The sequence below is a fragment of the Sphingomonas phyllosphaerae 5.2 genome (assembly GCF_000419605.1).
Lineage (GTDB): Bacteria > Pseudomonadota > Alphaproteobacteria > Sphingomonadales > Sphingomonadaceae > Sphingomonas > Sphingomonas phyllosphaerae_B.
Window position 1 is genome coordinate 2,526,599 of record NZ_ATTI01000001.1, and the last position, 12,040, is coordinate 2,538,638.

At 67.3% G+C, this 12,040-nt stretch carries 6 protein-coding genes; all 6 read right to left on the bottom strand.

Translation table 11 applies throughout. The features are described 5' to 3' along the window. Nucleotides 1–47 precede the first annotated feature (47 nt). Entirely contained in the window at nucleotides 48–2,297 is a 2,250-nt protein-coding gene (locus SPHPHY_RS0111865) for a S9 family peptidase (protein WP_022686902.1), read from the bottom strand. Beyond that, nucleotides 2,294–5,386: a glycoside hydrolase family 2 TIM barrel-domain containing protein gene (locus tag SPHPHY_RS0111870; protein WP_043130032.1), complete on the bottom strand. Its 3,093-nt coding sequence runs from the start codon at nucleotides 5,384–5,386 to the stop codon at nucleotides 2,294–2,296. The genes SPHPHY_RS0111865 and SPHPHY_RS0111870 overlap by 4 nt, the downstream gene beginning before the upstream one ends. A 56-nt stretch (nucleotides 5,387–5,442) precedes the next feature. Continuing rightward, entirely contained in the window at nucleotides 5,443–8,346 is a 2,904-nt protein-coding gene (locus SPHPHY_RS0111875; RefSeq protein ID WP_022686904.1) for a TonB-dependent receptor domain-containing protein, read from the bottom strand. Between the two features lie 198 nt (nucleotides 8,347–8,544). Beyond that, nucleotides 8,545–9,216 (bottom strand): GntR family transcriptional regulator, encoded by a 672-nt coding sequence (locus SPHPHY_RS0111880; protein ID WP_022686905.1) that lies wholly within the window; start codon nucleotides 9,214–9,216, stop codon nucleotides 8,545–8,547. A 76-nt stretch (nucleotides 9,217–9,292) separates the two neighbouring features. After that, nucleotides 9,293–10,525, bottom strand: a complete 1,233-nt coding sequence (locus SPHPHY_RS0111885; protein ID WP_022686906.1) for an NAD(P)/FAD-dependent oxidoreductase — start codon at nucleotides 10,523–10,525, stop codon at nucleotides 9,293–9,295. Beyond that, nucleotides 10,522–11,937, bottom strand: a complete 1,416-nt coding sequence (locus tag SPHPHY_RS0111890; RefSeq protein WP_022686907.1) for an amino acid permease — start codon at nucleotides 11,935–11,937, stop codon at nucleotides 10,522–10,524. Before SPHPHY_RS0111890 ends, SPHPHY_RS0111885 begins: the two co-directional genes overlap by 4 nt. Between the last annotated feature and the right edge of the window lie 103 nt (nucleotides 11,938–12,040).

Genomic DNA, 12,040 nt, shown 5'->3' on the forward strand with positions numbered 1-12,040 from the left:
ATGCCGATGAAAGCCGATCGGTTTCCGCCGCCTCCCGGGATCGTACCCTAACGCGCCCCGCCCAGCGTCCGCAGGAAAAAGTCATATTCCCGCCGCTGCCCATAAGCGAGCGGCCATGTCGACCGGCCGGTCGTATGCTCGCCGTTCGGCACCATCAGCATCTCGAAATCCTTGCCTGCGCGTAGCAGCGCGTCGACCACCTGCATCGTCGAGGCTGGATCGACGTTCGAATCCTGCTCTCCGGTCACCAGCAGCAGCTTGCCCTGCAACTGGCCGGCATGGACCACGCCCGATGCGTCGAGGTAGCTCTGGTTCACCGGCCAGCCGAGCCATTGTTCGTTCCAGTCGATCTTGTCCATGCGGTTGTCGAAACATCCCGCGAACGCCACCCCGGCCTTGTAGAAGTCGGGATGGAACAGCAGCGCGTTCAGCGTACTTTGCCCGCCCGCCGACCCGCCGTAGATGCCGACCCGCGACAGATCGACCGCGGCGTCCTTCGCCGCCAGCGCCTTCATCCACGCGATGCGATCGGGAAAGCCGCTGTCGGCCAGGTTCTTCCACGCGACATCGTGGAACGCCTTCGATCGGTTCGCCGTCCCCATCCCGTCGATCATCACGACGATGAAGCCCAAGTCGGCGATCTGCTGCATCCCCATCGCCTTGTCGCCGCCGGAGAAGGCGCCGAACGGCCAATAACCCTTCGGCACGAAGCTGTCGTGCGGCCCGGCATAGATGTTCTCGACCACCGCGTAACGCTTCGCCGGATCATAGTCGCGCGGGCGCACCACCAACCCGTAGATGTCGGTCGCGCCGTCACGCCCCTTGGCCACGAACGGCTCGGGCGGCCGATAACCCGCGGCGGTCAGCGCCCGCACATCGCCGCGCTCCAGCGTCGCGATCACCGCGCCGCTCGTCGCATCGCGCAGGTCGGCGACCTCGGGCACGTCGGTGCGCGAATGCACGTCGACGAACGACCGGCCATCGGGCGAGAAGCGCGCCTCGTGCGTCTCGTCGCCGCTTGTCAGGCGGGTCAGGTTGCGTCCGTCGAAATCGACCCGAAACCAGTGCTTGTGATACGGGTCCTCGCCCGGCGTGACCCCGCCTGCCGAGAACCAGATGCGACGCTGGTCGTCGTCGACGCGTGCGATGTCGCGCACCACCCACTTGCCGCGCGTGATCTGCCGCTTCACGCGTCCGGTCGCGGCATCGACCAGATACAAATGTCGCCAGCCGTCGCGCTCCGACGCCCAGATCAGCTCGTGTCCCTCACCCTTCACGTCGTGCGCGAAGCGGCGATCGTTGAAGACGAACGTCGCGGCATCCTCGCTCACCGCCGCATGCGCCGCGCCGGTCGCGGCATCGACCGCCACCACCTTGGCGTGCTGGAAGCCGCGGCGCAGATAACCAAACGCGAAGCTGCGCCCGTCCTTGCGCCACGCGATATCGCCGAGCTGCCACGGGTTCGGGAACAAGGCGTCGTCCACCTCGGTCCGCCGCCCGGTCGCGGCGTCGAACAGCACCGGTCGCTCCTGGTCGATCGCGTCACCGGGCTTGGGATAGAGCTGCTCGGCCAGCACCGGCTGCACCTGCCCGGGTGGGGACGACACCACGCGCGTCACGATGCGGCGATAGCCCGGCCGAACCCGGTACAGCGCGACGTGGCGGCTGTCGGGCGACCAGGCGATCGTCTCCGGATCGTAGAAGTCGCCCGCGCTGCCGTCCTGGCTCCGCCACGCCTCTGCGCCGCCGCCGGCGCGCCGCACGACGAGATTGTCGTCGATCACCAGCGCCTCCCACGCACCGTCCGGCGAGCGCTGCGGCGTGTTGAGCGCCGGCACCTTCAGGTCGCGCACGACCCCGAAGCCGCGCGGGCGCTTGTGCGGTTCGTCGGCTCTGGCGCACGCAAAGTCGGCCAGCGTGCAGCGCCACGCCTCATATCCGATCGCGAAACCGATCGCGCGGCGTCCGTCCTCGAACGCGAACTCCTCGAACGGCAGGCCCAGCGGATCGACCGTCCGTCCCAGCGCCTTGCCCAATCCACGCGCCAACGCCGCAGCATCGAACGCCGCAGTCTTCTCGCGCGTCGCAGCGTCCACGTCGACGAACGCGAACCCGCCCGCCACGGTCTTTCGATAATGGAAGCGCCGACCGTCCGCGTCCCACGTCGCCGGGAAGGCGATGTCGCGCGTCAGCCACTGCCATTCGTCGCGCAGCGCGATCGACCGCGTGATCCGCGGGTCGGTCTCCGCCAGTGCCGGTGCGGCGAGCAGCGCGAGTGCCAGCAACGCCCGCCTCATCGCGCCGCACCCAGCGTGAACGTCCAGTCGATCGGCTTCAGCGGCACGCGGTATTTCATGTGCGGTCGTCCATCCAGGCTCCACCCCGTATCGCCGCCGACCCCGCTCTGCGCGGCGTCGATCAGCAACGTGCCGTCACCGTGCGGGCGGATGTCGCTGCTGTGTGCCTGCGACGCCGGCTTCTCCATCAGGTCGGCATAGGGGAACGGCAGCGCGTTGACCGCCAGCGGCCGGTCGCCCGCGACGCGCACCCCCACGCCGTCGCTGCGCATCACGTCGATCCAGCGCACGTCCTGCTTGGTCCCCGATTCCTGTGGCCGCGCATAGCCGTGATATTGGTCGGCCAGCATCCCCCGCCATTCGCCGATCAGCGCCGCGCTCTTGCGATCGGCATAGCTTTCCCACGGTCCACGACCGTACCAGTGGATGCGGTCGAGCACCGCGGGCATTCGGAACTGCACGCCGACGCGCGGCGGATCGGGCAGATCGTCGCGGAGCGGCACGAAGCGCACCGCCGCGCGCGCCTGCCCGGCTTCGTCCATGGTCCAGCGCGTGACGACCTTCACCGATCCTACGCCCATATCGTGCGTCACGACGATCGCGGCGCCGTCGACCGCCAGCGCGTCGAGCCGGCGGTTGCTGCTGAACTGCTCCCACATCTTGTGCGACTTGGTCGTGCCGGTGCCGACGTCATTGTCGGTCGGCGCCCGCCAGAAATCGGGGGCGCCGCCGGTCAGCAATGTCGCCCCGCCCCGCGCGTAGCGCCGCACCAGTCCGGTCACCTTGTCGATCTCCAGCACCGAATCACGCGCCGTCATCCGCCACACGTCGCCCGCATCGATGGGCGCGACACTGCCAGCAGCTGCCGCCGGCGTGCGCGGCGGGGTAAGCGCGAACTGCTCCCACGCGACGACATGTCCCGCCGCGACCAGCGGGATCGCGCCCTTCGTCGCGCGCGCGCGCAGCACCAGCATCAGCTCCGCTCCTGCGTCACGCGTCGCCGGCAGCGCGAGGGCGAGCGGCGCGCGTGCGCCCGGCGCAACCTGCGGCACCGTGACCGCGCCGCGCGCCACCTCGCGTCCGTCCTCCAGCACCGCATAATCGAGCGTGAAGCGCGACAGGTCGATATGATCGTGCCGGTTCACCACGACATAGCCGCCGCCGCTGCGCTCGAACGCGATCGGCGCATAGACCTTGGCCAGCTCATGATATTCCGGATCGGGCGTCCGGTCTGATCGGATCACCCCGTCGCCGACCGGACTGTCGTCGCCATCCGGCACGAAGTCGCGACCCTGCGCCCAATATTCGCGTCCCTGCGCATCCTTGCGGATGATCGTCTGATCCACCCAGTCCCATATGAACCCGCCCTGCAACTTCTTGTGCGCGTGGATGACGTCCCAGTAATCCTGAAAATTGCCCAGGCTGTTGCCCATTGCGTGCGCATATTCGCACAGGATCAGCGGCTGGGTGAATTCTGGTCGTTCGGCATAATCGACCAGTTTCTCGACGTCGTCGTACATCGGCGCGAAGATATCGACATAGGCGTTGGTCGGATGCCGCCAGCCGCTCATGCTATAGCCGAGGAAATTGACCAGTCGCGTGTCGTCGCGTGCCTTCACCCATTTCGCCGCGGCCTCGAAACTGCTGCCGACGCCGGTCTCGTTGCCCAGCGACCAGAAGATGATGGACGGATGATTCTTGTCGCGCTCGACCATTCGTTCGACACGGTCGAGGTGCGCGGCCTGCCACTCGGGCTTGTAACCAAGCAGCGTATGTCCCGGATCGCCGTTCTGTTGCGCCTTCGCCAGATAGCCGTGGCTCTCGATATTGGCCTCGTCCATCACGTAGAGTCCCATCTCATCGGCAAGATCGTACAGCCGCGGATCGTTGGGATAATGCGACGCGCGCACCGCGTTGATATTGGCCGCCTTCATCAACTCAAGATCGCGGCGCAGCGTCGCTTCCGACACGACGTGGAAGGTGCGCGGATCGTGCTCGTGCCGGTTGACCCCGCGGATCATGATCCGGCGCCCGTTCACCCGCACCTCGCCCGCGGCGATCTCGACCGTGCGGAAGCCGATCCGTCGCGCCGTCGCCTCCACCACGCGTCCCCGCGCATCGAGCAGCTCGACCAGAAGGGTGTAGAGTTCCGGTGTCTCCGCACTCCACGCGCGCACCGCCGGCAGCGTTCCCTCCAGCCGCACGTTGCGTTGCGCATCCGGCACCCCCTCGCGCGTCAGCAGCACACGCCCGCGATCGCGCACGCTCGCGCGCACCCGTGTCGCGGCGTCCTCGCCCGCCACCGCGACGGTCAGCCCCAGCGTGCCGTCGCGATAGCCGTTCGCCAGCCCGGCGCGAACGTCGACGTCGCGCAGGTGCGTGGCCGGCGCGGCGTAGAGCGTCACGCTCCGCTCGATTCCGTTGACCCGCCAGAAATCCTGGTCTTCCAGATAGCTGCCGTCGGCGTAGCGATACAGCTCGATCGCCACCGTATTGCGCCCCGCGTGGATCGCCGCGGTCACGTCGAATTCCGCGGGCAGCTTGGAATCCTCAGAATAGCCGATGCGCTGCCCGTTGACCCACAGGTAATAGGCCGCCCCCGCCGCGCCGACCGTCAGCAACAGCCGTCGTCCCGCGAAATGCGCCGGCACCACCACGTCGCGGCGATACGATCCGACCTCGTTCAGCTTGTGGTCGATCCACGGCTGGTTCATCGGAAACGGATAGCCGGCGCCGACGAACACCGGCGTCCCCTGCCCCTCCGCCTGCAGCATGCCCGGCACCGCGATCGTGACCCAGCCGCTGATGTCGTAATCGGGTCGCTCGAAACCGATCGGCCGCGCTTCCGGATCGGGCGAGTGATGGAACTGCCACTGCCCGTCCAGTGACAGGTGATAGCGCGATCGCGCCGGATCGGCATGCAACGCCGCGCGCGTCGTCTCGAAGCCGTCGAAGGTCGCGTGCATCGGCTCGGCACCGATACGGATCACCTCGGGCCGCTCCCATTCCGCGGGGCCCGGCGTCTGCGCCGTCGCATGCGCGATCGCCAGTGTGGACACCAGCACGCCCAGTGCAACGCGACCTGTCATTCTCTCGTCTCCCGTGGCGGCGGCCGGCACCGGCGCCGGCCGCCGTCGGTGCGTCCTCAGAACTCGGCGGAAAGGCCGACGAAGAAGCTCCGCCCCGCGACGTCATAGATGCCGGGGTAGGTATTGCCATTGCCGAACGACGACAGCACGCCCTGGGCGATCGCCGGCGGATCGCGGTCGAGGAGATTGTTGACGCCGACCCGCAGCGTCAGCTGCTTCATCACCGCCGCCGTCGCCGCAAGGTCGAAGTAATTGGCGACCGGCAGGCGCGAGTTGATGATGTAGGTGTCACCGGTCAGCGACGGATCGGACGTGTTGTACGACAGCTTCGTCGCGCCGATGTAACGCCAGTTGAGCGAGATCGCGCCCTTGTCGTCACTTGACGTCCAGGTGAAGCGCGCCTGATGCCGCCATTCCGGCGACGGTTGCCCGCAGGTCCCGCCGAAGAGGCCCTTGCAGTCATACGACGCCTGCCCCGGCAGCGGCTGCGTGGTCAGGTCGTTCAGCCACGTGCCGAGCATGTCGACGCTGAAGCGACCCACGCCGGTCGGCACCGAATAGCTGGCGCCGATATCCAGGCCGCTGGTGCCGAGCTGGCCGGTGTTCAGGTTCGTCGCGGTCACGTAACCCAGCGTGGTGGCGTCCGCGCCGAACAGCACGCCGTTGCGCGGGTTGCGCTGGAACAGCGAGCAGAAGAACGGATCGCCGGTCGCGAGGCACTGGCTGATCGTCAGCGGCACCGGGATCGTGCCGATGTAATCCTTCACCTTGATGTTGAAGTAGTCGACCGACAGCGTCAGCCGCGGCACGAACGTCGGGGTCAGCACCACGCCCGCGGTGTACGTGTCGGCCTCCTCGGGCTTCAGCGCCGGATTGCCGCCGAAATAGCCGTTGCATGTCTCGCTCGGGCATTCGAGGATCTTGCCGTATTGCTCCGCCTTTACACCGGTCAGCGCGCATTGTGCCAAAGTCGCGGTCGGCGCAACGCCGGCACATGGATCCTTCGCGGTGATGTTGCCGGGCGCGCGGGGATCGAACAACTCGCGGATATTGGGCGCGCGAACCGCGCGATTGTAGCCGCCGCGCAATCGCAGGTCGCGCGACGGAGCCCATGCCACTTCGCCCTTGTACGTCGATACGCCCTTGTCGTTGGTGCTGTACTTGGAATACCGATAGCCGCCGGTCAGCGAAAGTTCTTCGAAGAATGGCCGGTTCTCGACCAGCGGCACGCGCACTTCCGTAAACACTTCAGTGACGTTGAACTCGCCGTTCACCTCCTGAATACCCTTCGCCTGCGACAGCGCATCGGCACGGTAGTCGTAGCTCTCGCGGCGATGCTCGACGCCGACGACCGCGCCGATCCCGGTATCGGCCCATGGCAGTTGCACGCCGAACGCGCCGCCGTCGAAATTGATAGTCCCGGACAGCACGGTCTCCTTGCTGGTGCTGCTGGTGCTGGCCGGAGCATAAATATAGTTCAGCGCCTCGGCGGACGGCCCGCCGAACTGGAAGACGTTGAGCGGCACGCACTTCGGGTCGGTCCCATCGATCACCGACTGGCAGGTCGCCACGCCGTTCACGTTGACGACTTTCAGCGCCTTGTTGGCCTTCGCCGGATCGATATCGTTGCGATAGGTCTCGTTGAACAACACCGTCGAGAACAGCGCGTTGACATCGTAGCGGATACCCGGCGCGATCTGCCCGCGCACCCCGCCGGTCACCCGGTAATCGGTGTGCCGCAAGTCGTCGCGGCGCGGCTGAGCCGGGGCGGCGACCGGGCGGTAGCCGATGTAGGTGTCCTGCGTAGCGCTGCTGCCATAAGCGCTGCCGCACAACAGCTCGCCCTGTTGCGCGCTCATCAGCGGATTGTTGCAGTTGATCGAATAGTTATAGCCCTGGAACAAGGCGGACGGCGCGACCTGTGAATTGGTCTGGTCGTCCATGAACATGAAACTACCGTAAAGCTCGACGGCAGGGTTCACCTTGTAATGCGCCATGGCGCCCGCAGTGTACCGCGTGTCGTCACGCTGGAAATAGTTGAGCGGCGACGTATTGTAGCGGAAGCTGGGATCGTACGGCACCCATGTCTTCTGGCCGTCGCGGGTGTTGTTGTAGCCGGTCGGCGACACACCGTCGCGAAGCGGGCTGAAGAAGCCGAATTCGTTGTTCGACGAACCGCCGCAGATCAGGTCGGTGCGCCCGTCGTTCGGATCGAGCGCGCAGGCCGACACATCGCGATTGTACTGCAGGATCGGCTTGACCTCGCGATACCCGAAGTACGCCGTGACGTTGCCACGATCGTCCGCGAAATTGGCCCCCATGGCGATGTTCGCGTCGAAGCGCTGCCCGTCGACCGGCGTGTTCAGGGCCGGGCTGTAGCCAGCGCCCGTCACGCGCGAGCGATACTTGGCATTGTTGTTGTGGTGCGCGGAGAAGCCGTATTGCACGTCGGTCTTGATACCGTTCAGGTCGTCACGCAGCACGAAGTTGATGACGCCCGATACGGCATCGGAGCCGTAGACCGCCGATGCGCCACCCGTCACCACGTCGGCGCGCTTGATCATGAACGCCGGCACGAAGTTCAGGTCGGTCGCCTGCACCGGCAGGAGTCGCTGCCCGTTGAGCAGCACCAGGTTGCGGTTGCTGCCCAGGTTGCGCAGGTTCACCTGCGAAGTACCGTCCGAACCGTTCGACACGTTTTCGTTCGCGTCCGCCGTCACCTGCGGCAGGCGGTTCAGCACGCTTTCGATGTTCGTCGCACCCTGCAGGCGGATCTCGTTCGCGCCCACCGTGGTGATCGGGCTGTTGCTCATCACGCCGGGCTGCGACAGGCGCGTGCCGGTGACGGTGATCGCCTCGCCCTCCTCCGCGGGCGCCGCGGTGGCCGGACTATCGGTCGTGACCTGCGCGACCGCTGGCAGCGCGCTCCCCAGCGCCAGTGCGGTGACTGCCGCCGACATCAACAATCTGCTCGTGCGTACCATCGTCTACACCCCTCATTTTTATGAGAAGATGATACACACCCGTTCGCGTACATCAAATATATTATACGATACTATCGTATTTTTATTACAGGCTCGACGAAAGCAGCTTTCCCGCCAGTCGATTTGCCCCCCATGAAAGTTCGATTATGGCGTCGCGAACGCCGTCGGCGCAGCTCAGGAAAGCGCGCGCGCATCCTCCAACGTCACGAACTCGCGCCGCAGGTCCAGTACGGTCTGCTCGATGTGCGCATACATCCGCTCGGTTACCAGCGACAGGTCGCGCGCCAGCCAGCTATCCAGCAATTGCGCATGTTCGTCGTTGGCGCGCTGGTCGCGCCCGCGCGGCTCGAGGTGCTTGCGGACATAACGCTCGCCCAGCACGTGCAGCCGCTCCAGCATCGTCGTCGTGATCGGCTGGCGTGACGGGCGGAGCAGCGCAAGGTGGAACGCGCGATTGAACGCCCCCACTCCGACGCCGTGCGCGTTGGTCACTTCGTCTAGCTGCGCCAGCGTCTGCATCGCCACCGTGCGCTCCTCGTCGGTCGCGCGCTCCGCGGCCAGCGCCGCCACCTGCGGCTCCAGCTTCAGACGCAATGCATAGACCTCCTCGGCCTCCGCGATCGACAATTCGCGCACGAAATAGCCGCGATTGGCGCGCGACCGCACCAGTCCTTCCTGCTCCAGCCGGGTCAGCGCCTCGCGCAGCGGGATCTTGCTGACGCCCAGTTCGGCCGCGAGCGCATCCTGCCGGATCGCCCGATCGACATCGACCTGCCCGGCCAGTATCCGGTCGCGGACCAGATCGACGAGCTGTTCGGAAAGATTGCGGACGATGATACCGGTCATGTGATGTGCCCTGCCCGGCCGTGACTTACCGGAGCCGAACACTTAAACCGCTCGCGCTCGCACACGCAACTGCGCCTCACCCGAACCGCACCAGATCGAACGGCGCAAGATCGAACCCCGGCGCCTGCCCATGCAGGAGCGCCGCCAGTGCCTCGCCGCTCGTCGCCGACAGCGTAAGGCCGAGGTGCTGGTGCCCGAACGCATATGCGACCGCGCCACGCCGTCCGATCGCAGGCAGGTAATCCGGCAAGGTCGGCCGTGCTCCGATCCACGGGGCGACCGGCCCCCGCAAGGAAAGCCCCAGCGCCGCGACATGCGCACGCAACCGGGTCCACTTGCGCGGGTCGGGCGGCGTGTCCACGGCGGCGAACTCCACGATGCTCGCCGCGCGCAGCCGTCCCGTAAACCGCGTGACGATCATCGCGCGATCCTCGAACACCACCGGTGGCATGTCGGCGGGCCAGTCGCCCGGATCGCCTTCGATATGGTAACCGCGCTCCGCGATCAGCGGCGCGCGCAGTCCCAGCGGCGCGACCAATGCCGCCGACGCCGCGCCCGCCGCGACCACCGCGACCTCGGCGTCGAGCGTCGCGCCATCGTCAAGCGTCACGCGTGCGCGTTCGTCACGATCCGCGATCGCACGCACACGCCCGTGCACCATCACGCCGCCCGCCGCGACGAACCGCGCGACCAGCAGCTCGCCCAGCGCCCCCGTGTCGGCGATCTGTCCGCTGCCCTCGAACCGGATCGCCCCGGCGATCGGCACCCGCGTCAGCGCCTGCAAGCGCGCGACCTCCGTCGTGCTCGCATCGCGTACCGTCGCGGTGCCGGTGTCCGCGATATGCCACGCCGCACGACCGCGAGTAGCGCTCTCGGGCGTTTCCCACACGACGAAATGCCCATCGATGCGCAGCAACTCCGGCGCGCCGGCCTCGTCCAGCACGCGTCGCCACGCCGGGATCGCGGTCGCCAGCGCCGCGGTCAGCGCCGTCTTCCCGCGCGCGAACCGCGCCGGCAGGCTGGCGCGCAGCATTCGCAGGCTGAACGGCAGCCATGTCGCGAAGGCGCGCGGCGGCAACGCCAGCGCCCCGCCGCGCGAGAACAGCCGCCTCGGCACGCTCCGCACCGTCGCCAGCGACGCGAGCGGCTCGACCTGCTCGACCGCAAGGTGCCCGGCGTTCCCCCACGACGCCCCGCGCCACGGCGCATCGGGTGCGACGATCGTCACCTGCGTCCCGCGCCGTTGCAGCGCGATCGCGACGTTCAGCCCGACCACGCCGTTGCCGACGACGATCGCGGTCTTCGTCATGCGGTCGCCCGCGCCAGGCTGCGCGCGCGACCATAGGCGAGGTAGAACGCCACCCCCAGCACGTTCCACAGCGCGAACCGGATCAGCGTGTGCGTCGGCAAGCTGATCAGCAGGTAGACGCAGCCGAGGATCGCCAGCGTTCCCACCACGAACGGTGCCGGGCAACGGAACACGCGCGGCATCTCCGGCGCGCGTCGCCGCAGCACCATCATGCACGCCGCCACCGCGATGAACGCCAGCAGCGTGCCGGCATTGGCCAGTTCGGCGATCTCGTCGAGCCGGAAGAACCCGGCCACCGCCGCCACGAACACGCCCGTCACCATCGTCACCAGCGTCGGCGAACCGGTGCGCGCCGACACGCGACTCAGGCTGCGCGGCAGCAGCCCGTCGCGCGACATCACGAAGAAGATCCGGCTCTGCCCGTACATCATCACCAGGATCACCGACGGTAGCGCGATCAGCGCCGCCAGCCCGATCGCCCATGCCGCGAACGGATGCTGGAGCGTCCGCAGCACGTAGGCCAGCGGCTCCGCGGAATGGCCGAGGTCGACGTAGCTGACCGCCCCGATCGCGGCGACCGCCACGCCCATGTAGATCGCGGTGCACGCCGCCATCGATCCGATGATGCCGATCGTCAGGTCGCGACCGGGATTGCGGGCCTCCTCCGCAGAGGTCGCCACCGCATCGAAACCGTAGAAGGCGAAGAACACGATCGCCGCCGCGGCCATCACCCCGCGCGTCGCGCCGCCCTCGACATGACTGCCGAAGCCGTACGGCATGAACGGCTCGAAGTTATGGCCCGAGAACGCCGGCATCGCGAAGAAGACGAACACCGCCAGCGCGACCATCTTGATCGCGACAAGCACGATGTTGAACGTCGCACTCTCCTTGGTGCCCGCGACCAGCATCGCGGCGATCCCCAGCGCGACCAGCACCGCCGGAAGGTTCACGATCCCGCCACCATGCGGCCCCGACAGCAGCATTTCGGGCAGATTCACGCCCACGCTCTGCAACCAGCCGACCAGATACGCGGACCAGCCGACCGCCACGGTCGAGCAGGCCAGCGAATATTCGAGGATCAGGCTCCACCCGACCACCCACGCGACGCTCTCGCCAATGACCGAATAAGTATAGGTATAGGCGCTGCCCGCGGTCGGGATCAGCGTCGCCATCTCGGCATAGGCGAGCGCCGCACACGCGCACACCGCACCGGCGATCGCGAACGACAGGATCACCGCCGGCCCGGCGCGATCCGCGCCCACGCCCGTCAACGTGTAGATACCGGTGCCGACGATCGCGCCAATGCCCAGCGCAATCAGGTGCGGCCAGCTCAGCGTCTTGCGCAGCTTGCGCTCCGGGTCCGCGTCGCCTGCGTCGAGCGACTTCAGCGGCCCCCAAATTCCTCGTGCCACGCGCCCCTCCTTCTTCTGTTATCTCTCCGCCAGTGCGAGTGGAGCGAAGCAATCGAACGTCCAGCGCGTGACGCTCCGGGTTGCTTCGCCACGCTCGCCATGA

Coding starts and splice junctions, on each gene's coding strand:
- SPHPHY_RS0111865 (WP_022686902.1), bottom strand. CDS start 2,297: ATGAGGCGGGCGTTGCTGGCACTCGCGCTGCTCGCCGCACCGGCACTG.
- SPHPHY_RS0111870 (WP_043130032.1), bottom strand. CDS start 5,386: ATGACAGGTCGCGTTGCACTGGGCGTGCTGGTGTCCACACTGGCGATC.
- SPHPHY_RS0111875 (WP_022686904.1), bottom strand. CDS start 8,346: ATGTCGGCGGCAGTCACCGCACTGGCGCTGGGGAGCGCGCTGCCAGCG.
- SPHPHY_RS0111880 (WP_022686905.1), bottom strand. CDS start 9,216: ATGACCGGTATCATCGTCCGCAATCTTTCCGAACAGCTCGTCGATCTG.
- SPHPHY_RS0111885 (WP_022686906.1), bottom strand. CDS start 10,525: ATGACGAAGACCGCGATCGTCGTCGGCAACGGCGTGGTCGGGCTGAAC.